The sequence below is a fragment of the Pseudarthrobacter sp. RHLT1-30-1 genome (assembly GCF_059383415.1).
Window position 1 is genome coordinate 29,791 of the sequence record NZ_JBWZCG010000016.1, and the last position, 22,154, is coordinate 51,944.

At 67.6% G+C, this 22,154-nt stretch carries 16 protein-coding genes; 5 read left to right on the forward strand and 11 right to left on the reverse strand.

The window, feature by feature from the left end; genetic code table 11:
- The first annotated feature begins 147 nt into the window (after nt 1–147).
- Nucleotides 148–2,367, forward strand: a complete 2,220-nt coding sequence (locus AC50YM_RS12685) for a catalase (protein ID WP_494957309.1) — start codon at nt 148–150, stop codon at nt 2,365–2,367.
- A gap of 113 nt (nt 2,368–2,480) precedes the next feature.
- On the opposite strand, the gene AC50YM_RS12690 is transcribed toward AC50YM_RS12685, so the two are convergent.
- Both AC50YM_RS12690 and AC50YM_RS12695 read right to left on the reverse strand, forming a co-directional pair.
- Nucleotides 2,481–2,996: a mucin-associated surface protein gene (locus AC50YM_RS12690; protein ID WP_494957310.1), complete on the reverse strand. Its 516-nt coding sequence runs from the start codon at nt 2,994–2,996 to the stop codon at nt 2,481–2,483.
- The gene (locus tag AC50YM_RS12695; protein WP_494957366.1) at nt 2,993–4,255 is read right to left on the reverse strand and encodes a serine/threonine-protein kinase; all 1,263 of its coding nucleotides are present in this window, start codon (nt 4,253–4,255) and stop codon (nt 2,993–2,995) included. Before AC50YM_RS12695 ends, AC50YM_RS12690 begins: the two co-directional genes overlap by 4 nt.
- Before the next feature lie 853 nt (nt 4,256–5,108).
- Between AC50YM_RS12695 and AC50YM_RS12700 the strand changes: the two genes are divergently transcribed.
- On the forward strand, nt 5,109–5,252 hold the full coding sequence (locus AC50YM_RS12700; RefSeq protein WP_494957311.1) for a hypothetical protein: 144 nt from the start codon (nt 5,109–5,111) through the stop codon (nt 5,250–5,252).
- A 1,168-nt stretch (nt 5,253–6,420) separates the two neighbouring features.
- Here the strand turns inward: AC50YM_RS12700 and AC50YM_RS12705 are convergent.
- From AC50YM_RS12705 to AC50YM_RS12735, 7 genes are all read right to left on the reverse strand, one after another.
- Nucleotides 6,421–7,491, reverse strand: coding sequence for a Gfo/Idh/MocA family protein (locus tag AC50YM_RS12705; protein ID WP_494957312.1), 1,071 nt, complete (start codon nt 7,489–7,491; stop codon nt 6,421–6,423).
- Nucleotides 7,492–7,660: 169 nt separating this feature from the next.
- On the reverse strand, nt 7,661–8,368 hold the full coding sequence (locus tag AC50YM_RS12710; protein ID WP_494957313.1) for an ABC transporter ATP-binding protein: 708 nt from the start codon (nt 8,366–8,368) through the stop codon (nt 7,661–7,663).
- A 2-nt stretch (nt 8,369–8,370) separates the two neighbouring features.
- Complete coding sequence (locus AC50YM_RS12715; RefSeq protein ID WP_494957314.1) at nt 8,371–9,825, reverse strand: ABC transporter permease; 1,455 nt, start codon at nt 9,823–9,825, stop codon at nt 8,371–8,373.
- A 201-nt stretch (nt 9,826–10,026) separates the two neighbouring features.
- Complete coding sequence (locus tag AC50YM_RS12720) at nt 10,027–11,127, reverse strand: substrate-binding domain-containing protein (protein ID WP_494957315.1); 1,101 nt, start codon at nt 11,125–11,127, stop codon at nt 10,027–10,029.
- Between the two features lie 74 nt (nt 11,128–11,201).
- Nucleotides 11,202–12,470, reverse strand: coding sequence for a multiple monosaccharide ABC transporter permease (mmsB, locus tag AC50YM_RS12725; RefSeq protein WP_494957316.1), 1,269 nt, complete (start codon nt 12,468–12,470; stop codon nt 11,202–11,204).
- A gap of 58 nt (nt 12,471–12,528) precedes the next feature.
- Nucleotides 12,529–14,085 (reverse strand): multiple monosaccharide ABC transporter ATP-binding protein, encoded by a 1,557-nt coding sequence (gene mmsA / locus AC50YM_RS12730; RefSeq protein ID WP_494957317.1) that lies wholly within the window; start codon nt 14,083–14,085, stop codon nt 12,529–12,531.
- Between the two features lie 130 nt (nt 14,086–14,215).
- Nucleotides 14,216–15,406, reverse strand: coding sequence for an ROK family transcriptional regulator (locus tag AC50YM_RS12735; protein WP_494957318.1), 1,191 nt, complete (start codon nt 15,404–15,406; stop codon nt 14,216–14,218).
- A gap of 265 nt (nt 15,407–15,671) precedes the next feature.
- Here AC50YM_RS12735 and AC50YM_RS12740 point away from each other — a divergent pair, with 265 nt between their 5' ends.
- Nucleotides 15,672–16,463, forward strand: a complete 792-nt coding sequence (locus tag AC50YM_RS12740) for a nitrilase-related carbon-nitrogen hydrolase (RefSeq protein ID WP_494957367.1) — start codon at nt 15,672–15,674, stop codon at nt 16,461–16,463.
- On the opposite strand, the gene AC50YM_RS12745 is transcribed toward AC50YM_RS12740, so the two are convergent.
- Nucleotides 16,442–18,220, reverse strand: coding sequence for a PucR family transcriptional regulator (locus AC50YM_RS12745; protein ID WP_494957368.1), 1,779 nt, complete (start codon nt 18,218–18,220; stop codon nt 16,442–16,444). The two genes, AC50YM_RS12740 and AC50YM_RS12745, sit on opposite strands and share 22 nt — an antisense overlap.
- 149 nt (nt 18,221–18,369) lie before the next feature.
- On the opposite strand from AC50YM_RS12745, the gene AC50YM_RS12750 reads away from it, so the two are divergent.
- The gene (locus tag AC50YM_RS12750) at nt 18,370–19,911 is read left to right on the forward strand and encodes an amino acid permease (protein ID WP_494957319.1); all 1,542 of its coding nucleotides are present in this window, start codon (nt 18,370–18,372) and stop codon (nt 19,909–19,911) included.
- Nucleotides 19,908–21,611: a flavin monoamine oxidase family protein gene (locus tag AC50YM_RS12755; protein ID WP_494957320.1), complete on the forward strand. Its 1,704-nt coding sequence runs from the start codon at nt 19,908–19,910 to the stop codon at nt 21,609–21,611. The genes AC50YM_RS12750 and AC50YM_RS12755 overlap by 4 nt, the downstream gene beginning before the upstream one ends.
- A gap of 4 nt (nt 21,612–21,615) precedes the next feature.
- Here AC50YM_RS12755 and AC50YM_RS12760 read toward each other — a convergent pair whose 3' ends face one another.
- Nucleotides 21,616–22,134, reverse strand: coding sequence for a gamma carbonic anhydrase family protein (locus tag AC50YM_RS12760; RefSeq protein WP_494957321.1), 519 nt, complete (start codon nt 22,132–22,134; stop codon nt 21,616–21,618).
- Nucleotides 22,135–22,154 lie beyond the last annotated feature (20 nt).

The following is a 22,154-nucleotide window of genomic DNA, read 5'->3' on the forward strand; positions in this document are numbered from 1 at the left end:
TCGGCGTTTTACGTGTCCGGCAACAGGAAAGCTGTTGCCTGCGCAGGGACTGTCACCTATGGTACTAAGCAAGCTTAGTTTCGGCGGGGATGCCATAGGGTAGCCCCCGGTCCGGGGCCAAGGTTGCCTACCCTGAGGAGTCATCCCATGCCAGCAGAGCGCAACATCCAGATACCCGGCGCACCGTCGGTGGAACCGCCCGTGGTGGAGGAGCCCACCACGCCGCGCGAGCCGCTTCCGCCCAAGCCCGACCAGCAGGGGCCCGAAGCCGTGTCACCGACCGGCAGCCCCACCGGCGCCCCGGTGAACTCGCGTGCCCAGTCGGGGGCCTACCTCACCACAGCCCAGGGACTCCGGCTCTCGGACACGGACCACTCGCTGAAGGCCGGACGGCGCGGTCCGGTGCTGCTCCAGGACCACCACCTGCGCGAGAAGATCACCCACTTCGACCATGAGCGCATCCCGGAACGCGTCGTCCACGCCCGCGGTGCCGGGGCGCACGGCGTCTTCCGGTCCTACGGGTCGGCGTCGGGCATCAGCCGGGCCGGGTTCCTGGCCAAGGACGTCGAAACCCCCGTTTTCGTCCGCTTCTCCACCGTCCTGGGCTCCCGCGGTTCGGCGGACACGGTCCGGGACACCCGCGGTTTCGCTACCAAGTTCTACACCGACGAGGGAACCTTCGATCTCGTCGGCAACAACATCCCGGTCTTCTTCATCCAGGACGGCATCAAGTTCCCGGACATCATCCACGCCGGAAAGCCGCATCCCGACCGCGAAATCCCGCAGGCCCAGAGCGCCCACGACACCTTCTGGGACTTCGTCACTCTGCACACCGAAGCCCAGGCCCACACCATGTGGAACATGTCCGACCGGGCCCTGCCGCGCTCGTTCCGCACGATGGAGGGCTTCGGCGTCCACACCTTCCGCTTCGTCAACGCCGAGGGCGCCACGAGTCTGGTGAAGTTCCACTGGAAGCCCAAGCAGGGCGTGCATTCGCTGCTCTGGGAGGAGGCCCAGCTGATCAACGGCATGGACCCGGACTTCCACCGGCGGGACCTGGCCGACGCCATCGAGGCGGGCGCCTTCCCGCAGTGGGAACTCGGCGTGCAGGTCTTCCCGGACACCGCGGAGGAGTTCTTCGAGGGGATCGACCTGCTCGACCCCACGAAGTTTGTCCCGGAGGAACTGGCGCCCGTGAAGCCTATCGGGATCATGACCCTGAACGCCAACCCGGTGAACTACTTCGCCGAAACCGAGCAGGTCGCCTTCCACCCCGGCCACCTCGTCCCGGGCATCGACGTGACGAACGATCCGCTGTTGCAGGTCCGGCTGTTTTCCTACATCGACACCCAGATCAGCCGGCTGGGCGGCCCCAACTTCGGCCAGCTTCCAATCAACCGGCCGCAGGCGCCCGTCAACGACATGCTCCGCGACGGCATGCACCAGACGGCAGTCCACGGGGGAGCGGCGCCCTACCACCCGAATTCGCTCGACGGCGGCTGCCCGTTCCTCGCCGGCGCGGACCTGGGCGCGTTCATCGATGTCCCCGAGGAGCTCGCCGCCGCTGTCAAGGAACGGAAGTCACCGGCCTCCTTCGATGACCACTACAGCCAGGCGCGGCTGTTCTTCCGCAGCCTGGCCCCGGTGGAGCAGGACCATGTGATCCAGGCGTACACCTTCGAACTGGGGAAGTGCCGCGAGGAAACCATCCGGCAGCGGCAGCTGCTGGCGCTGGCCAACATCGACACCGGCCTGTGCGCGGCAGTGGCCGCCGGGCTGGGCATGCCGGCCCCGCAGGCCGGCGAACAGGTGGAGGACTCCGCCCCGAGTCCGGCCTTGTCCCAGATCGGCGGGTCCTGGCCTGTTGCCGGCCGTGTGGTGGGCATCATCGCCGACGGCGACAGCGACCTGGACTCCGTCCGGGCCGCCCGGGCAGCGCTCGACGCCGTCGGGATCGTGCCGCTCGTTATCGCTCCGGCCGGCGGTTTCCTCGGCGGAGCCGACGGCGGCGTCCCGGTCCAGCGCACCTACCTCACGGCCCGCTCCACCGAGTTCGACGCCGTGCTGGTGGCCGCTTCGGGTGCCCCGGCCAAGGACGCCGCGCAGGGACGGGACGCCAAGGCCGGTGAGCCGGGGGCTTCGCTTGATCCGCGCGTTGTGCTGCTGCTCTCGGAGATGTTCCGGCATGCCAAGGCAATCGGTGGCTGGGGCCCGGCGGGCGCCTGCCTGGACGGGGCAAGCATTCCGTCCGATGCTGCGGGCATCGCCTTGGGGGACGGGGCGGATGACGTCGTCGCGCAGATCGCGGGACTGCTGGCGGCACACCGGGCCTGGGAACGCTTCCCCGCCACCGGAACCGGCACGTAACCACGCCCGACCGCCCGGAGGGGGGAGATAATAGAGATAAAAGAGGGAGGAGCCTGCGGGGCTCCTCCCTCCTTTGTCAGCGGGGCCGCGGTTGACTCCCGCGCGGCGCGGCCTTAGCCGTTGCCCTTGCCCTTTCCTTTGGCCTTGCCAGTGTCGGCCGGGGGCGCGACGGCGGGCGGCGGAGCAGCTGCGGCTGCGGCTGCCGCTGCATCGGCTTCGGCCTTGGCGGCGGCTGCCGTGGCAGCCTGCGCTGCCGCTTCCTGCTCGGCAGCGACCCGGGCGGCTTCGGCCTGCTGGGCGGTGAGGTCTGTCCGCACGGTCTCGACGGACGCGCGGATGCTCTGATGCCGCTTGAACGACACTTCGCCGCGGGCGGCCGCCTCGTCCAGTTTCAGCACCAGCCCGTCGAGCTGCTGCAGGGACGTGGCCGGATCATTGGCCGCGGCGGCCTCGGTCACGGCCAGGACCTGGGATTGCAGCTGCCGTGCCGCACCGCGGTCCAGCTCCGGGGCCGGGGCGCAGCCGGCCAGGGTTCCGGTAAGGAGCACGGTGCCCAGGACCCAGCCGGCGATTACCGGGCGGGAGCCGCCGCGCCGGGCTCCGGAGACCTGCAAGGTGGTCAGGTTCATGGTTCCACACTCTTTTGCAGCTCCTGGAGGTGCTGCCCCAGGTCGCCGGTTACGGCCGGATAGGGTACGACGCCGGGTGGTTCCGGGGTTGCAAGGGCGACGGTGGCCGCAACGGTACCCGCCGCAACCGCCAGCAGTGCGAGGGACAGCAGGATCCGGGTGCGGCGCCGGGCCCGCCGGAAGCCCGAGACGGTCCGGGAGAGCAAGGACCCGCGACCGGCCGGCGCGGGGGTGACCGCGTCCGGGTCGAGGACGTGCAGCGTCCGTGTCCCGGTGCTGCTGTGGCCGCCATCATCCGTGGGGGCAGTGGTGCCCGGGCGGGCGCCGTGCCTGGCGGGGGATAGCCCCGGGGGGCGGGCCGGCGGGGCGGGCAGCACGCGGGTGCGCTCTTCGGCGACGGGTCCGGGGAGCGATCCGGGGGAGACCAAGGCTTGTCGCAGCGCTTTTTCGAGGTCCGCGGCGGACGGGCGGTCCAAGGGGTCCACCGCTGTCATTGCCCGGATCAGTTTGGCCCATTCGGCGGGTACGGAATCGGGGATAGCCGGGGCGCGGTGCAGTCTCGCGACGGCGGACTCCACCGCACTGCCGGGGTACTCGATCTCGGCCTTGATGCATTCGAGCAGGACCAGTCCGAGCGAATAGATATCGCTTGCCGGGCCCAGGTCGGCTCCCCGGGACTGTTCCGGGCTCAAGTACGCGGCGGTTCCCACCATGGTGCCAGTCGCGGTCAGCCGGGTCCCGTCCATCATGCGGGCGATCCCGAAGTCGGTAAGTTTAGGCCGCAGTGGCTCTCCGGGCCGGACCGGAACGAGCAGGATGTTTGCCGGCTTGATGTCCCGGTGGATGATGCCAAGCGAGTGCACGTAGGCCAGGGCGTCCGACACGCCTGCGCCGATAACCGCGATCTCCTCCAGCGGCAGCGGGCTGTGCCGGATCCGGGCCCGGAGGTCTTGCCCGTCCACGAGCTCCATGGTCAGGAACGGCCGTGGTTCCTCGGGAATGCGGGTGTCCGTGCCGGCATCGAAGAGGGTCACCAGGCTCGGATGATTTAGGGTGGCCAGCAGTTCGATCTCGGCTTCCTGACGCCTGAGCTCGTCAGGATCGGCGGACTGCGGGGCAAAGAGCTTCAGTGCCACCTCGCGTCCGAGATTCGTGTCCTTGGCGCTGTAGACCGACGCCATTCCGCCGCGGCCGATCAGTTCCCCCAGCCGGTAGCGGCCGCCCAAGAGCTCTGCCGTGTCGCTGTTGGGCGAATCAATTTCCACGCTGGTCCCCGTCCTTCCCCCGTGCGCCACGGCGGCGCCCCTAAGAATGATACCGGGACGGGTATTAGCTCCGCGCACGGCGGCCGGGGACCGAGGGCCGCCGTGCGGGCGGAGGTTGCACATTTCTCCTGCGGTGCCGTTGAGTCCCCCAGCGGACCCAACGACGATAGCTTTGCCTGAGCTGGTGGTCGTTGGATCCCCCAGCGGACCCAACGACGATAGCTTTGCCTGAGCTGGTGGTCGTTGGATCCCCCAGCGGACCCAACGACTCCGTTCCGGCCTCACGAGACCTTGCGGCGTCGGCGCGCCTAGGGTGGGCGCTCCTGATAGCGCGGGGATTGTTTGCGGCGCGCCGGCACTCGGCCAGGGCGGGCTTGGGCAGGGGCTGGCGGCGTCAGGCCGGTGAGAGGCGACGCGACAGCGGAAAGAGGGTTGCCGGAATTACGGCAGCGGACGGTGGCGTCCATTGGGGATCTCCTGAATGACAGTTGGCGGGCGCCCAAGGCAGCCCGATTGGCCGTGCTCTGTGGAGTGCAGAGACGGCTAACTAGTCAGGAGATGAACTGGGGTCAGCGGCGACGGCCGAGTGGACGTGCTCGAGCGGCCCACTGATGGGTTCTGCGCCGGCTGTGGGAATGACCAAGTACTGGTTCGGAAGCCAAGCAGCAGCGCCGCCGGGACCGCCGGAGGAAAGTGTGTTCCCGGATCCGGAACCGGGGGCTGCAGGTAGCGCGTTGGGAGCGGGCAGACCTGTCCCATTGGGCAACGGGACAGGGTCGTCTTTGCCAGCAGGTGCTGGCGGCGGTGTGCCTCCCGGCGCGGATCCCGAAGGGGGCATACTTCCAGAATGCTGCCCGTTCCCGGCCAGCTGGATGGGGCCCTCGAGGGCAGAGCGGTACCCGGCAGTTTCAAGAAACTCAGCGCGCAGGGCCGGGGAGGCCTCCTGCATGACCGCGACGGATTCGTCGGGAACCTGGCAATCTGCGGGTAGTTCGGACGCGGTGACGACGACGGGGTCCCCCGGGACCGGATCCGGAGCCGGGAGCAGCAGCACGGGGAGTACCACGGGGAGTGCTGCGTCCAGGAGGGCCGGGTCGGTAATCAACGGGTCAACAACGACTGCGCCGTCAGCAACTGCGGGATCTGCCGGCACAAGCGCCGGGTCCGTTACCAGCGGGTCTGCAGACCCCGGCACGGCCAGCACTGGATCTGTGGAGTCCGGCGTTAGAACGGGGACCGGCCCGGTGGGCTGCGGCGAGGGCTCAACACCCGGTTCAGTCACTGGCGAGGTTGGAGCAGGCGACGGAGCCGGGGAGGTCACGGCCGGTGTCGGTTTCGGCGTCGAACTCGACGTCGGTGTCGGTGTCGGTGCCGGCGTCGAACTTGACGTCGGTGTCGGTGCCGGTGTCGAACTTGACGTCGGTGTCGGGGAAGTAACCGGTTCGCGAGCAAGCACGGCTGTTGGTGTTGGAGTTGGCGTTGAGGCGGGCGCCGGTTCAGAAACCTGCGTGGGTGTGGGTGTGGGTGTCGGGGCGGGGGCCGGTGCCGGCACGGTTGCCGTGGGCACCGGGGCAAGAATGGCGTCTTCCGTGGTCGCGGGAGCCGGCGCGGCCGTAAGCGTGGGGGCAGGTTCCGGTGGGGGAGCTGGCAGCGCTGACGGTTCGAGGACAGGTTCCGGTGCGGGTGCGGGTTCGGGTGGATCAGACGGGAGGGCAGGAGAGATCGTAACGGCGGCGACCGGCGTCGGCTCGATGGCGCTCGGGACCGGAACAGCCGTCCACGGGGTACCGGCGGGCATGGAGATGCCCCCGACAGCTTCTTCGACGACCGCGGACGCTGGTGGCGCTGCCAACGTGACGGCGGGGACGGCGGTCAGGGGGACGGTTTCTGCGATTGCGGCGTCGGCCGGGGGAGTAGGAATGGCGGCGTCGTCCGCGATCGCAGCGGTTGCTGAGAGTGCCAGCCAGGCGGCGCCGGCAACGCCTCCTATGAGTACGCGGCGGAGCAAGCGGCGCGCGCGCAAGGGGACTGATGCTGGGTCCATGCGCACACCCCATTTCCCCGAAAGTCCGGTGGTTGCCTCTAGGGTAAGTCCGGGCGCCGGGGTGAGTCCAGAGCACAAAGTAAACTTTGCCCGGTTTAACCGCGCAAAACCGCGTCTAACGGGCGTCGTTTGGGTAGCTCACTCCGAGCTGGGCCCGCACGCCGTCGAACAGCCGCATGGTGTTCAGGGAGTCCTCGAGCGGCATTACGGGGCTTTCCGTAAGCCCGTGCTGGATGCAGCGGGTCACCTCGCGCAGTTCGTAGCTGTAGCCCCGTCCCACGACGTCGAACGTCTCGCTGCGGGGATCGTCGAAGCCGACCCGGACCAGGAGTTCCTTGGGGTTGTTGATCGAGCCGATGGACTGCAGGAACCCTTCGCTGCCGGCCACGCTGGCGGTCCGCGGGCCGTGCGCCAGCAGGGACGACGTCAGCTGCGCCTGGGCGCCGTGGTGGTAGCCGAGGGTAAGCGCGTTCTGGGCGTCGACGCCGTCGTCGTTCAGCCAGCCGGTGGCACTGACGGTCTGTGGAAAGCCCAGGGTGCCCAGGGCCCAGAGCAGCGGGTACACGGTGATGTCCAGCAGGGCGCCGCCGCCGTCTTTGGGTGCCCAGAGGCGCGAGGCGGGCGAATACGGGGCCGGGAAGCCGAGGTCCGCCCCCACCCACTTGACCTCCCCAATTTCGCCGGAGGCGGCGATCTGGAAGGCGCGCTGCATGCTGGGCAGGAAGCGGCTCCACATGGCCTCCATCAGGAACAGTCCGTTGGCCCGCGCCACGGACACCAGTTCGGAGGCTTCCCGCGCATTGATGGTGAACGACTTTTCACACAGCACGTGCTTGCCCGCGTTCAGCGCCGCCAGGGCAATCTCATGGTGGTGGGCATGTGGGGTGGCAACGTATACGACGTCGACCGCGTCGTTGGCGAGCAGCCGCTGATAGCCGGTCTCCCCGTTCTGGTCCCCGTAGGCCCGGGCGAAACCGAAATCGGCGGCGAAGGCATCCGCCGCCGCCTGGCTGCGCGAACTGACCGCGTACAGTTCGGCGTCGGCGAGGAGTTCCAGATCGCGGGTCACGGAGGCGGCAATGCTTCCCGTGGCGATGACGCCCCAGCGCAGCCTGGCGCCGGTGGCAGTGCGGGGATCGGGGTCCGGCTGGCTGGACAACCACGGCGCGGCGATGTGTGCGGTCATGGTGTCATCCTCTCACCCGGGCCGGTCGTGACCCGGATGTGCACGCCGGATACTTGGCGGGCTTCGGGATTTGGGGGTTCGCGAGTAGGGCTTCGGGCGTCGGGGTTTGGGCCGCTAGAAGCCGGGGGCGGGGACCCCCGGCTTCCGCGGCGGTCTGTGGCGCGATCCGCTAGGCGGAGGACCCTGCCGGGACCCGGACGCGCGCAGCCTCCTCCGTCAGCCGGCCCTGCTGCAGCCGGAACCGCCGGTCGGTTTTGTTGGCCAGCGAGCGGTCATGGGTGACGACGAGGATGGTGGTGTTGTGGTCCCGGCTCAGCGAACTGAGGAGCTCGATGATGTGCTCGCCGGTCTGTTCGTCCAGGTTGCCGGTGGGCTCGTCCGCGAGGATCAGCTTGGGGGAGTTGGCCAGTGCGCGGGCGATCGCCACGCGCTGCTGCTCGCCGCCGGAGAGCCGGTTGATGCGCCGCCCATGCTTGTCCGGTTCGAGCTGCACCTGCTCCAGCAACGCCCGGGCACGCTCGGACCGGGCCGCTTTCCGGATCCCGGCAAACTCCATCGGCAGCATGACGTTGTCCAGCGCGGACAGGTTGGGGATCAGGTTGAACTGTTGAAACACGAAACCGATGTCCCGCCGGCGGTACTCGGTGAGCTTGCCGTCCGGCATCCCGGCCAGGCTCACGCCGTTGACGAGGACGTCGCCGCTGGTGGGCTTGTCCAGGGCGCCAAGCAGGGAAAGGAGGGTGCTTTTGCCGCTGCCGCTCTTGCCCACTATCGAGGCCAGGGTGCCCTGCTCAAGCTCGAAGCTGACATCGTTGACCGGCTTGATGGTGCGGTCGCCGGACTTAAACGTGCGGACCAGGTTCTTGACTTCGATCATGGCTACTCTCCTCGGAGGACTTCGATGGGACGGATGCGGGCGGTCAGCAGCGCGGGAACGAGCGCCCCGACGATGGCGACGCCAAACACCGCGGCGATTCCGGCGGCGATGACGCCGGGGGAGGCGCTCGCGGTCACGGACGTCAGCAGCTGGCTGGCCCCGCCGAGGGGGTTGCCCGGATCGCCGCCGGGCAATCCGCCGGGCATGCCGCCCGGGCCGCCGCGCTGGCCGGCAACCGTCGTGGCGGAGGCAGCGGTGGTGTTGGAGCTGATCAGCGCGGACGCGATGCCGCCGCTGGCGAAGGACGCGGCGGCGGCACCCACCACACTGCCCAGGGCCACGAGGACCAGCGCCTCCAGCACGAACTGCAGGCCGATGGTGCGGTTCGGGGCGCCGATTGCCTTCAGCACACCGATTTCCCGGCGGCGTTCGCGGACCAGCATGACCATGATCAGCAGGATGATCAGGCCTGCGGTGGACAGGGCCGCCACGAAGGCGATGAAGGAGATGTTCTTGACGCTGCCGAGCGAGCTGACCGCGGTTTCAAGGTTCCGCTGGCCCTGGCTGACATCTGCGCTGCCGGTGCCGAGCGCGTCCTGCAGCGCCGTCTTGGCGGCGTCGACGTTCTCCATGGAATTGACGGTGACGATCATGGTGGACAGTTCGCCGGGGAGTGCCGCGAGTGTCTGGGCCGCCGGGAGCGTCAGGTAGAGGGCGTTGTTGCCGAAGGAGGTTCCGGCGTCGAACAGGCCGGCCACGGTGAGGTCCTGGCTATTGATGGTGAATGTCGAGCCGACGGTGAGGCCGTTCTTTTCGGCCAGCGTGGTGCCCAGCAGGGCGCCGGTGGAGGCCGCCGTGTAGTCGCCCAGGCCGGTGCCTTCGGTCAGTTCCAGTGCCTTGCCGGTGGCGTCAACTTCGGCGCCAATACCAGTCGCCGTGATCGGCACGGAGAACGCCGGCACCGCGGCGGCGGTTCCGGATGTGCCGGAGGTTCCCGTGCTGCCCTCCGCGGCCTGGTTGCGGGTGCCGAGCGTGCCGGCGTCGACGGCGGCCGTGAGGCTGGTGGTCACGGTGGTGGCGGACTGGTTGTCTGGACGTCCCTGGCCGCCTGGTCCTCCCTGGCCGCCCGTTCCGGTCTGGGCGGCGGCGTCGGCGTTGCGCAGTCGGAGCGCCTTGGTGCCGACGACGGTGCTCACGTTGGGCACGGCAGCCGCCGTCGCGGCCTGGTCAGCGGTCAGCGGCTCGCCGCCGCCCTCGAAGCCCTGCCCGCCGGCGGGATTGACGGTGAGCACGGTGCCCACCGAGGCGTTCAGTTCCGCGACTTTCCCGGCGACAGCCTGGTTGGCCACCAGCATGGCCAGCGCGAGGCCGATGGCAACCGCCAGCACGGCCACCACGGCCGCTGTTCGGACCTTGTTTCTAAAGGCGTTGCCTATACTCCGGGCAAGGACGCTCACGTGACTCCTAGGGGATTTCAGGCCGGCCGGAATGGCCGGCGGCTGAACCCAGACTGGTACGGGCCGCTGTGCGGATCGCAGCCCGGAGCTATGGATCCGCTGTGAAAGGGCTCGCGCCCCGAGCCCTGGACGCGGGCAGCAAAAAGCCCCGGCCCGCCGTGAGGCGGAACCGGGGCTCTTCGGGTGCTGTCTAAACAGGAACTACTTCGTGAGCGGTCCGAGGACCGGGTCGTTGACGTAGGCCGTCTTGACGTTTTCCTTTGTCACAATGACCGGTTCCAGCAGGTACGCCGGAACAACCTTGACCGTGTTGTTGTAGGACTTGTCATCATTGACCTCAGGCTTCTTGCCTGCCTGGAGGTCCTTGACCATGGTGATTGCGTGCTCGACAAGCTTGCTGGTGTCCTTGTTGATGGTGGAGTACTGCTCACCGGCAAGGATGGACTTCACGGACTCCACTTCGGAGTCCTGCCCGGTGATCACCGGAAGCGGCTTGCCGGCGGCCTTGACCGAGGTCAGGACTGCACGGGCCAGGGTGTCATTCGGGGACAGCACACCGTCAAGCGTCTCGCTGCCGTAGCTGCCGGTCAGCAGCGTGTCAGCACGACGCTGGGCGTTCTCTGCCTTCCAGCCCTGGGTAACGGCCTGCTCGAAGGTCGTCTGGCCGGAGAGCACCTTGAGGGTGCCGTCGTCGATTTTCGGCTTGAGGATGCTCATGGCGCCGTTGAAGAAGACCTTGGCGTTGGCGTCATCGGGGGAACCGGCGAACAGTTCGATGTTGTACGGGCCGGTGGCCTTCTTGGCCTTCATTCCGTCCAGCAGTGCCTGGCCCTGGAGGACACCAACCTTGAAGTTGTCGTAGGCGACGTAGTAGTCGACGTTGGCGGTGTTCAGCAGCAGACGGTCATACGCGATGATCGTGGCGCCCGAGTCCTTGGCCTGCTGGAGCTGGGTGCCCAGCTGCGCGCCGTCGATGGCTCCGACGATGATGACCTTGGCGCCCTTGGTGATCATGGCGCTGATCTGGTTCTGCTGTTCCGAAACGCCGCCGTTGGCGAACTGCACGTCCGGCTTGAAGCCGGCGCTCTTGAGGCCGTCGTTGAAGAGCTTCTCCGCCAGGACCCAGTTTTCGGACGTCTTCTGGGGGAGTGCGACGCCGATCATGGAGTCTTTCGGGAATGCTTCGCCGCCGCCGGTGGAACCTCCGGTGGTCCCGGTGTCGCTGCGGCCGCAGGCCGTCAGCGCCAGTGCCGCGATTGCAGCGATTGCCGCTGCCTTTCCTGCTTTACCTATCAGTCGCATTGCTTGGTTCGCTTTCTTTAGATGGTGTACGGAGAATCGTGAAATGGGTACAGGGGAGCGGATCAGGGACCGGACTAGGCACCCTTGGAGATGACCTCTTTGGTGGAGGTGGTCTCGTCGGGCTTGAGCTCGTTGTTCCGGCCGAAGTTCTTGAACATCAGTCCGATGATGGATTTCTTGCCCTGGGACTTGTTGTAGACGTCGAAGGCGACGGCGATCAGGAGCACGAGGCCCTTGATGATCTGGGTCAGGTCGGCGCCGACGCCGAGGAGCTGCAGGCCGTTGTTGAGCACGGCCATCACCAGACCGCCGACGATCGAGCCGATCACGGTGCCGACGCCGCCGGTCACCGCGGCGCCGCCGATGAACACGGCCGCGATGGCGTCCAGTTCCCAGCCGACGCCGTCGAACGGCCCGGACGCGGTGGAGCGGCCGACGAAGATCATGCCGGCGAGGCCGGCGAGGACGGACATGTTCATCATGACCAGGAAGTTGACCTTCTTGGACTGGACACCGGAGAGCTCCGCGGCGTGACGGTTGCCGCCGACCGCGTAGATGTGGCGGCCGATGATCGTCTTGGAGGAGACGAAGCCGTAGATGAGCACGAGGGCCGCCAGGATCAGGCCCGGGATCGGGAACGACGTGCCCGGCCGGCCGGTGGCGAAGAGGTAGGTGGCGTAGAGGATGGCGCCGCAGATCAGGACCAGCTTGGTGATGCTGACCCAGGCTTCGGGCACTTCGGCGCCGAGGGCCTTGGCGTTGCGGCGGGACCGGATTTCACTGTAGATCACAAAGCCGGCGCCGAGCAGGCCCAGCAGCAGGGTCAGGTTGTTGTAGCCGGTGGGGGGTCCGATCTCGGGCAGGTAGCCGGAGCCGATCTTCTGGAAGTCCGTGGGCACCGGGATGGTGTTGGAGTGGCCGACGTACTGGTTGGCGCCGCGGAAGATCAGCATGCCGGCCAGCGTGACAATGAACGCCGGGATGCCGACATAGGCCGTCCAGAAGCCCTGCCAGGCGCCGATCAGCACGCCCAGCAGCAGCCCCAGCAGGACGCCCAGGTACCAGGGGATGCCCCAGTCCCGGATGAAGAGGGCCACGCAGACGCCTACGAACGCCGCCACCGAGCCGACCGAGAGGTCGATGTGCCCGGCGATGATCACCAGGACCATGCCGATGGCAAGGATCAGGATGTAGGAGTTGCCGTTGAAGAGGTTGATGACGTTGCCCGGGGTGAGCGTGCGGCCATCGGTTGCAATCTGGAAGAAGACGATCAGGGCCACGAGGGCGAAGATCATGCCGAATTGGCGGGTGTTGCCGCCAAAGAGCTTCTTGAGCGCGTTCATTGTTTCAGTCCTTGTTTCCGGAGTGTTCGGAGTGTTCGGAGCAGTTGGCCACAGCGGGTCAGGCTGACTTGCGTGCGGAGGTCATGAGTTTCATGAGGCTTTCCTGGCTTGCCTCGTCCTTGTTCAGCACGCCGGTGATGGCGCCTTCGAAAATGGTGTATATGCGGTCTGACAGGCCCAGCAGCTCCGGCAGCTCCGAGGAGATGACGATGACGCCCTTGCCCTGGTTGGCCAGCTGCTGGATGATGCCGTAAATCTCGTACTTGGCGCCGACGTCGATCCCGCGGGTCGGTTCGTCCAGGATCAGCAGCTCCGGCTCGGTGAACATCCACTTCGCCAGCACCACCTTCTGCTGGTTGCCGCCGGAGAGTTTGGCGACTCCCTCCTCCACGGACGGCGCCTTGGTCCGCAGGGACTTGCGGTACTGCTCGGCGACGGTGAAGACCTTGTTCGCGTCAATCACGTTGTGTTTGCTGACTTTGCGGAGGTTCGCCGAGACCGTGGTCGCCTTGATGTCGTCCAGTAGGTTCAGCCCCAGGGACTTTCGGTCCTCAGTGACGTAGCCCAGTCCGGCGTCGATGGCGTGCTTGACGTTCTTAAGCTCGATCTCCTTGCCGTCCAGGTAGAGCTGCCCGGAGAGGAACCGGCCGTAGGACCGGCCGAAGATGGAACGGGCCAGCTCGGTCCGGCCCGCGCCCATCAGCCCGGCAAAGCCGACGATCTCACCGCGCCGGACGAAGAAGCTGGAGTTCTTGCAGACCAGGCGGTCCTGGATCTGCGGGTGGCCCACGTTCCAGTTCTTGACCTCGAAGAAGACCTCGCCGATCTTCGGCTCGTGGTCCGGGAAGCGGGACTCCAGGGTCCGGCCCACCATGCCCTTGATAATGCGGTCCTCGTCGACGCCGTCGGCCCTGACGTCCAGCGTCTCGATCGACTTGCCGTCCCGGATGATGGTGATGGAGTCCGCGATCTGCTCGATCTCGTTCAGCTTGTGCGAAATGATGATCGAGGTGATGCCCTTGCCCTTCAGGCCCAGCATCAGGTCCAGCAGATGCTGGGAGTCTGATTCGTTGAGCGCCGCGGTGGGCTCGTCGAGGATGAGCAGTTTCACCGACTTGTTCAGCGCCTTGGCGATTTCGACGAGCTGCTGCTTGCCGACGCCGATTTCCTTGATCGGGGTTTCCGGGTCCTCGCGGAGCCCGACCCTGGCCAGCAGCTCGGTGGAACGGATCCGCGCTTCGGCCCAGTCGATCACCCCGCGTTTGGTGGGCTCGTTGCCCAGGAAGATGTTTTCCATGATGGACAGCTCGGGGATCAGCGCGAGTTCCTGGTGGATGATCACGATGCCGGCGTGCTCGCTGGCCCGGATGTCCTTGAACTGCTGGACTTCGGTCTGGTAGACGATGTCCCCGTCGTAGGTGCCGAAGGGGTAAACCCCGGAGAGCACCTTCATGAGGGTGGACTTGCCGGCGCCGTTCTCCCCGCAAATGGCGTGGATCTCGCCGGCCTTTACCCGCAGGTTTACCTCGGACAAGGCTTTAACGCCGGGAAACTCTTTGGTGATGGAGCGCATCTCGAGAATTATCGGATCGCTGTGCGTGTTGAGGGACGTCATTTGCCCTTACGCCTCCAATGCATGACTTCGTTGTCCGCCCCTGCAAACCGCAGGGCCGTCTGATGGAAAAGTAAACTTGATCACAGCGTTGTCGTCAAGTCTTTAACGCAACGGCCAGATAACGAAAAGCTCAGTTCCGCCGGATTCCGGCGTGCTGGAACACCAGGGCAGTCGCGCCGAGGGACTCGGCGCGGTCGCCGAGGGAGGACATCGTCAGGGTCGTCGTCTCACCGATCACCGGCACGGCGTGCCGGATCAGGCCCCGCCGGATCGGGTCCAGCAGCAGGTCGCCGAGGCCCGCCAGCGGGCCGCCGACCACGATCACTTCCGGGTTGATCAGGTTGGCCACATTGCCCAGCGCGCGGCCGACGGCGAGCCCGGCGTCGTCCACGACACGCAGGGTCGCCGAGTCCCGGGCGAGGGCCTTGCGGACGATGTCCTCCGGGGCGAGCGGCTTGTCCTCGCCGCGGCTCAGGAGTTCGATCATGGTGGTCGTGGAGGCGATGGTTTCCAGGCAGCCGCGGTTCCCGCAGCGGCAGACCAGGCCGTGCTCGTGGATGGTCGCATGGCCGATTTCGCCGGTGATTCCGACGTGGCCGTAGTAGGGCGCCCCGTTCAGGATCAGGCCCGCGCCGATGCCGGATCCGATCTTGAGGAACATCAGGTTGCTGATGCCGGTGTGGGGCCCCCAGGTCACTTCCGACAGGGCGCCCAGGTTCGCGTCGTTGTCGAGGAAGACCGGGAGATCCAGAGCCTCCTCGAGGCGCTGCAGGATGTTGATGCCCACCCATTCGGGCAGGATGGCGCCCTGCGCCACCGTCCCTGTGCGGCGGTCGATGGGGCCCGGGATGCCGACGCCGGCTCCGACGACGGCGCTTCGTTCCACACCGCTGCTGGCCAGGATCCGCTCCAGCAGCCCGACGGCTGCGCTGATCCCCTCCTCGGCGTGGTGGCCCAGGGGGAGTAGGACGGAATCCTCGGCGATCACGTGGTAGCTCAGTGAGGCAAGGACGACGCGGAGGTGCCGGCGGCCGAAGTCGATGCCGACTGCGACGGCCCCGTTGCTGTTGAGCCGGACGTTCAGCGCCCGCCGGCCGGAGCTGGTGATCGGTTCGGTGGACGCCAGTCCGGCGTCCTGCATGATCTTGACGATGTTCGAGACGGTGGCCGTGGAGAGGCCGGTCTGCCGGGCCAGTTCCGCCTGCGTGGAGGGCCCGGCGAGCAGGCACTCAATGATCCGCTGCTGGTTCAGGTGCCGGAGGGCGGATTGGGATCCGGGGTTTTTGGTTCGGCTCCTCGTTGAGCGCGTTGGTGAGGGCATGCAATGAAGATTGCCGCATTCGCGTGTTGTAGTCAAGAAGTTAACGCAAGGTGGGTGGAGAAGTCCGCGGCCGGGCCCTGCGCGGGCCCCTCGAGGGCCCGGCAGTCGGGTCCGTGGGTGAGTCCGCGGGGGGTGGGCGGGGCATTCCGCCCTGCTGCCGCCGCGGCCGGGCGGAAATGCACCGGGACGGCGTTTGTCCCGCGTCGCTACGCTGGAGGGGCGAGAGTCCGCCGCCAAGGTCGGGCCCCGGGATGCTGAGGTGGTAATGGTGCTACTGGCCCTGATGCAGGCGAACGCCGCCGTGCTGGACATCGATGCCAATTGCGGTGCGGTGGATGCCGCCGCTGCCACGGCCGCTTCGGCCGGTGCCCAGCTGCTCCTCACTCCTGAGCTTTTTCCGGTGGGGTATGCGCCTCTCCGGCTGCGGGCGGAGCTGGACCCGGCGGCGCTGGCCACGATCCGGCAGGCCCTGGCGGATATTGCCCGCACGAACGGCATCGCGCTGGTCTACAGCCTCCCCGCCGTCACCGCAGCAGGAGAGTGGCAGATTACGGCCACCCTCGTCGACGAGAACGGGGACGAGCTCCTCAGCTACGCCAAGGTCCACCTCTTCGGCCCGGAGGAACGCCAGGCGTTTGTCCCGGCCGGGGCCAGCCCCGGCGTCGTGGACTTTCACGGGGTCAGGACGTCCATGGTGATCTGCTACGACGTGGAGTTTCCCGAGTCGGTCCGCGCCGCCGCGCTGCGCGGCGCTGAACTGCTGCTCGTCCCGACCGCCCTCGGCGAGGGGTTTGAGGCCGTGCCTCAGGTGCTGATCAGGGCGCGGGCGCTGGAGAACCACCTAACGGTGGCCTACGCCAACCACTCCGGGACCGAGGACGGCTGCGACTTCCTGGGCGGCAGCGTCGTGGCGGCTCCGGATGGCGGCCTCCTGGCCTCGGCCGGACCCGGGCCCGAGCTGTTGTTCGCCGAGCTGCCCGGGCCCGGGCTGGCCGGGCACGCAGTGGCCTATCTTGACGATCTCCGGCCCGAGGTCTACCGCTCCTGGGGCAGCTGAATGGGCAGCTGAACAGGCATGAGGGTGCCGGAATCCGGGGAAGCCGTCTCCGGCGCCCGCATCCCGGGCAGCTCGTCCGTGTACTGCAAGGCAATCCAGAGCTCCGCCCGGGCCTGCGCCTGGTTGAGATCAAGCTCCAGCAGCTCCGCGAGGATGCCGATCTGCCGGCGGATGCTGTTGCGGTGAAGGCCCGTGGACTTGGCCGTTGCATCCCAGCTGCCGTTCTCGGCGAGCCAGGCGCGGAGGATGCCGAGCAGGTCATCCCGCCGCTCCGGCTCCAGTGCCAGGACGGGGGCCAGCAGCCGGGCTGCCAGCATGGCGCCCGCGTCCTTGCCGAGCAGCCCGGCAACGGACCACGTCACCTCATCAACCCGGACGCTGCGCCCCGTGGTCACAACGCGGCCGCGTAGGGACCAGGCCCGCTGGTAGGCCTCCGCCAGGCCGGAGAGTTCGGTGGGGCTCCCGATGACCAGGCGCCAGCCGAGCCGTTCAACGCCGGCCAGCACGGCGTCGTCGACCTTCAGCCGGGTGATGGCGGCAAATCCGTCATCGGTGATCTCCACCAGCTTGGTATCAAACATCCGGCGCCACTCCAGCAGCTCCCGGACGGGACTGTCGCCCGAGCGGCCGGCGCGGCCCGGGGCGGTGGTGCCGGCATGCGCGGTGCCCGCCGGCGCAGTGGTGCCTGCAGGGCCGGTGGTGCCGGCAGGGCCGGCGGGAGTCCCGGCAGCGTCCGGGCGGATGCCCAGGAGCACGCGCAGCTGCCCGGACCGGGTGGAGGAAACGCTCTGCGCCAGCAGGTCCTTGAGTCCGTTGAGATGACGGGTGCCCCCCGACACCAGGCTTTCCGGATGCAGCAACAGTGCGGTGGCGAGCTGGCTGGGCGCCAGTGAACCGCTGGTACGCTGCCGCACCAGCAGCTCCAGCAGTCCGACAGCGGTGGAGACGACGCTGTTCTGTGCCGGCGTCAGCGGGGCATCGGTCCCGAGGATCAGGGCGCCGAGGTTGGCGTCCCGGGTGCTGCGCAGGGGATATCCGAAAACCAGTGCCGAACCTGCCGTGCTGAACGAGTCCATTTCCACGCGGGGACCGCTGCCCGAGAGCAGCCTGGCCAGCAGGGGCTGCAGTGTTGCCAGGTCCACGCCCGGCGTTGCGTGTTCCCCCGGGGCCCCGGCGGTTCCGCGGGCACGCAGCCGTCCGTCGGCACCCACGAGCACCGCCCAGACCGGAACCCGCTGCGCGAGGGCGGCCAGGAGTTCGTATTCCGGCCGCGCCGACAGCACTGCGCGCATCAGCTGCCTGTTCGTGTCCGCGAGTTGCCGGAATGTCGTGGCATTGTCCGATTCCAGCAGTTGGGAGAACGCCAGGCCGACTGCGGCGAAGGGGACGGTATCCGGGACGGCTACGAGGGTCAGGTTGTGCCGCCGGCAGGCCAGGACCACGGATTCCGGCACTGCGTCGAAGTAGGGTTCCAGCCCGAAGCCCAGCGCGGAGACCCGCGCTGCGACGAGCCGCTTCACATAGGCGTCCGCGAACTCCTTGTCCCCGCCCGGTCCCAGGAACGGGAGGCCGGCCGTGAGCAGGAACTCGCCGTCGAGCAGGTACGGGGTGGGATCCTCCAGTTCGCTCGGCTCCACCCAGCGCAGCCGCTCAGCCCCGTTGCCGCCGTCGTGAAGGACCGCCAGTTCCGGCGGCAGCTGGCGCAGGAACTGCGCCAGGGTGACGAACCCCAGCCGTTCGGCGTCGTCAGCAGCCATGGTTGCCACGGCACTCCAGAACCGGGGGCCTCAGTGCATTAAGTCTCATGGCTGAAGACTATAGGTCATTTTGCACAACCATGAGAGCTGGCTCACAAGCCTAGGCTGGGCGCGGGGAAAATGACACTACTGAAGAACGGACGTCAACGATGACTGTGCCAACTCTGATTGGGGAACGGCCACCGGCCACCACGGACCGTCCCGGCCTGACGGCGCAACTGCTTCGCCGCAAGCCGATCGGACAGCTCGTCAGCGAAGCTGAAACGGGCCACGGCGGCACGCGGCTGGTCCGCAGCTTCGGTGTGCTGCAACTGACGATGATCAGTGTGGGCGCCACCCTCGGCACCGGCATCCTCGTGATCCTTGGCGAATCCGTGCCGCTGGCCGGACCGGCGATCTGGATCTCCTTCGCAATCGCCGGCCTCGCTGCACTGCTCTCCGCTGTTTCTTACGCCGAAATGGCCGGGCTGGTGCCGGCGGCAGGATCGAGCTACTCCTACACGTACGCGACCATGGGCGAAGGCATGGCCTGGATCTGCGGCTGGTGCCTGGTGCTGGAATATGCCGTGTCGGTGGCCGCCGTCGCCGTCGGCGCCGGCCAGTACGTCAACGAAGCGCTCGCCGTCTTCGGCCTGGAACTTCCGGACGCCATTTCGCAGCCCCCCGGAGACGGCGGCGTGCTGAACGCGCCGGCAATCGTGATCGTGGTCCTGGCCATGGCGCTGCTTGTCCGCGGCGCCAAGGAAAGCGCCGGAATCAACACCGCCATTGTGCTGGTCAAGGTCGGCATCCTGCTGTTCTTCTGCGCCGTGGCTTTCACCGCCTTCACCGCCGCACACTTCGAGCCGCTGATGCCGATGGGCGCAGCCGGCGTCTCGGCGGCCGCCTCCCGGGTGTTCTTCTCCTACATCGGATTCGACGCAGCCTCCACAGCAGGCGAGGAGGCCCGCAATCCGAAGCGCGACCTGCCCCGGGCCATCCTGCTCTCGATGCTGATCGTCACCACCATCTACGTGCTCGTCGCCGTCGCAGCGATCGGTGCTCGCCCGTGGGGATGGTTCGACGGTACCGAAGCCGCCCTCGTGAAGATCCTGGAGGAAACGACAGGACAGCCTTGGATTGCACTGGTGTTCGCCGTCGGCGCCGTGCTGGCCATCGCCAGCATCGTGCTGACTGTCCTCTACGGCCAGACCCGCATCCTGCTCTCCATGGCACGGGACGGAATGGTCCCCAGGATCTTCGGCCGTGTCTCGCCCCGCACCGGCACCCCGGTTGCCGGGACCCTGATTGTCGGCATTGTGGTCGCACTCACCGCCGGCCTGGTCCCGCTCGGCGCGCTCGCCGACGCCACCAGCATCGGCACCCTGTTCGCCTTCGCCCTGGTCAACATCGCCGTGATCTACCTGCGGCGCAGCCGGCCGGAACTCAAACGCAGCTTCCGCGTCCCGCTGTTTCCGCTGACACCCCTTCTCGGCGCCGCCATGTGCGGCTATCTCATGCTCAACCTTGGCGCCGACACGTGGGTGGTCTTCGGGCTGTGGATGCTGCTGGGCCTGGCCGTCTACTTCGGCTATGGCCGCAGGAACTCCCGGGTAGCGGCGCTCAGCCATGAGGAATACCGTGAACTGTCCGCCGCAGCCCCCTCCGACACCACTTCGAGCCCCGAACCGATGAAGGCACACCACTCATGACAACCGCCACAGAACTCCCGGCCCCCGGACCGACGACGCCGGACTCCGGCGCCGGGGCGCCCATCACCATGCTGAATCCGGATTTCCCGTTCAGCTACGACCATTACCTGGCCCACGCCGACGGTCTGGGGGCGGTACCGCCCGAACTGCACGGGACGGAGGTCGCCGTCGTCGGTGCCGGGCTCTCCGGGCTGGTTGCGGCCTACGAGCTGATGAAACTGGGCCTCCGCCCGGTCATTTACGAAGCGGACCAGATCGGCGGCCGGCTGCGGACCGCAAGCTTCCCCTCCGCCGCCGGCGTGGTCGCCGACCTCGGCGGGATGCGTTTCCCGGTCTCGGGCAAGGCGTTTTACCACTACGTCGAGATGCTCGGGCTGGCGACCGCGGAGTTCCCCAACCCGCTGGCGGCGTCGACCTCCAGCACGGTGATCGAGCTTGCCGGGCAGAAATATTACGCCCGCACCCCGGCGGACCTCCCGCCGTTTTTCCTGGAAGTCGCGGAGGCATGGAAGGCTGCCGTCAACGACGGCGCCAAGTTCACCGAGATGCAAGACGCCATCCGCGCCCGGGATACCGCCCGGATCAAGGAGCTGTGGAACGGGCTCCTTCCTCTCCTGGATGAACAGACCTTCTACGGATTCATCGCAGGAAGCGACTCGTTCAAGCAGGCCGGCTTCGCCCACCGCGAGGCGTTCGGTCAAGTGGGCTTCGGCACGGGTGGCTGGGATACGGACTTCCCCAACTCCATCCTCGAGATCCTGCGGGTGGTCTACACCGACGCCGACGACGCGCACCGGCTCATTGAAGGCGGAGCGCAACGGCTCCCGGAAGCGCTCTGGCAGCACGCGCCGTCGGGCATGGTCCACTGGCCCGACGGAACGTCGCTGGCGTCGCTGCACGCCGGTGCGCCGCGGGGCGCTGTGGACAGGATCGCCCGGGACGGCAGCAGCGACTTCCGCATCCGGGAACGGTGGGGCCGCGAAGCTGCCTATCCCGCCGTCGTGACGACGTGCCAGTCGTGGCTCCTGTCGACGCGGATCCACACCGAAGAAACCTTGTTCCCGGCCGAACTGTGGACAGCGATCGAGCGTTCGCATTACATGCAGTCGTCCAAGACCTTTGTGATGGTCGACCGGCCCTTCTGGAAGGACCTCGATCCCCGGACGGGCCGCGAGGTCATGTCCATGACGCTGACGGACCGGTTGAACCGTGCCACGTACCTCCTGGACAACGGTCCGGACAAGCCCGCGGTGATCCTGCTGTCCTACACCTGGAATGATGACGCGCTGAAATGGCTGTCCCTGGACGCGGACCAGCGGGTGGAGCTCATGCTGCACTCGCTCGCGCAGATCTACCCGGACGTGGACATCGCCAGCCACATCGTCGGCCAGCCCATCACCGTCTCGTGGGAGGCGGACCCCAACTTCATGGGGGCCTTCAAGGCCAACCTGCCGGGGCACTACCGCTACCAGCAGCGGCTCTTCAGCCACTTCAAGCAGGACAAACTCCCGGACCGGCAGCGCGGCATCTTCCTGGCCGGCGACGACGTATCCTTCACCGCGGGATGGGCCGAAGGTGCGGTTACCACCGGGCTAAACGCGGTCTGGGGGGTCGTCAACCACCTTGGCGGGTCATCGGCCGAGGGGAACCCGGGCCCGGGCGATGTGCTGGACGAGCTGGGCCCGATCGCCCTGGACTAGCTTCTCAGCCGTGAAGTTCGCGGTGGGCTCGGGCCAGATCCTGATAGTGCGCCGCATTCTGCTGGACGCCGGCGAACTCCTCGTCGCTGAGTTCGCGGCGGACCTTGGCCGGCACCCCGGCGACGAGCGAGCGCGGCGGGACCACTGTTCCTTCCAGCACCACGGCGCCGGCGGCGATGAGCGAGCCGGCGCCGATCACCGCGCCGTTGAGGATGGTGGCGCTCATGCCGATCAGGCAGTCATCCTCGACCGTGCAGCCGTGCACGACGGCGCTGTGGCCGACGCTGACCCGGGCGCCGACCGTGCAGGGAAAACCCGGGTCCGCGTGCAGCACCACGTTGTCCTGCAGATTGGTGCCGGCGCCGACGGTGATCGCCGCCGTGTCGGCCCGGACGGAGACCCCGTAGAAGGCGCTGGAGTTCTCGGCGAGCGTTGCCTTGCCAATCACCGAAGCGGTCGGTGCGATGAAGGCGGATTCGTGGACAGCCGGGGTGTCGCCGGCGAAAGCATAAATGGGAGCCATGCCCCCAGCCTAGGACACAT

Excerpts from the sequence above, each read along its gene's own strand:
- AC50YM_RS12685 (WP_494957309.1), top strand. The coding sequence starts at position 148 with ATGCCAGCAGAGCGCAACATCCAGATACCCGGCGCACCGTCGGTGGAA.
- AC50YM_RS12690 (WP_494957310.1), bottom strand. The coding sequence starts at position 2,996 with ATGAACCTGACCACCTTGCAGGTCTCCGGAGCCCGGCGCGGCGGCTCC.
- AC50YM_RS12700 (WP_494957311.1), top strand. The coding sequence starts at position 5,109 with ATGCTGCCCGTTCCCGGCCAGCTGGATGGGGCCCTCGAGGGCAGAGCG.
- AC50YM_RS12705 (WP_494957312.1), bottom strand. The coding sequence starts at position 7,491 with ATGACCGCACACATCGCCGCGCCGTGGTTGTCCAGCCAGCCGGACCCC.
- AC50YM_RS12710 (WP_494957313.1), bottom strand. The coding sequence starts at position 8,368 with ATGATCGAAGTCAAGAACCTGGTCCGCACGTTTAAGTCCGGCGACCGC.
- AC50YM_RS12720 (WP_494957315.1), bottom strand. The coding sequence starts at position 11,127 with ATGCGACTGATAGGTAAAGCAGGAAAGGCAGCGGCAATCGCTGCAATC.
- mmsB (WP_494957316.1), bottom strand. The coding sequence starts at position 12,470 with ATGAACGCGCTCAAGAAGCTCTTTGGCGGCAACACCCGCCAATTCGGC.
- mmsA (WP_494957317.1), bottom strand. The coding sequence starts at position 14,085 with ATGACGTCCCTCAACACGCACAGCGATCCGATAATTCTCGAGATGCGC.
- AC50YM_RS12735 (WP_494957318.1), bottom strand. The coding sequence starts at position 15,406 with ATGCCCTCACCAACGCGCTCAACGAGGAGCCGAACCAAAAACCCCGGA.
- AC50YM_RS12740 (WP_494957367.1), top strand. The coding sequence starts at position 15,672 with ATGGTGCTACTGGCCCTGATGCAGGCGAACGCCGCCGTGCTGGACATC.
- AC50YM_RS12745 (WP_494957368.1), bottom strand. The coding sequence starts at position 18,220 with ATGGCTGCTGACGACGCCGAACGGCTGGGGTTCGTCACCCTGGCGCAG.
- AC50YM_RS12750 (WP_494957319.1), top strand. The coding sequence starts at position 18,370 with ATGACTGTGCCAACTCTGATTGGGGAACGGCCACCGGCCACCACGGAC.
- AC50YM_RS12755 (WP_494957320.1), top strand. The coding sequence starts at position 19,908 with ATGACAACCGCCACAGAACTCCCGGCCCCCGGACCGACGACGCCGGAC.
- AC50YM_RS12760 (WP_494957321.1), bottom strand. The coding sequence starts at position 22,134 with ATGGCTCCCATTTATGCTTTCGCCGGCGACACCCCGGCTGTCCACGAA.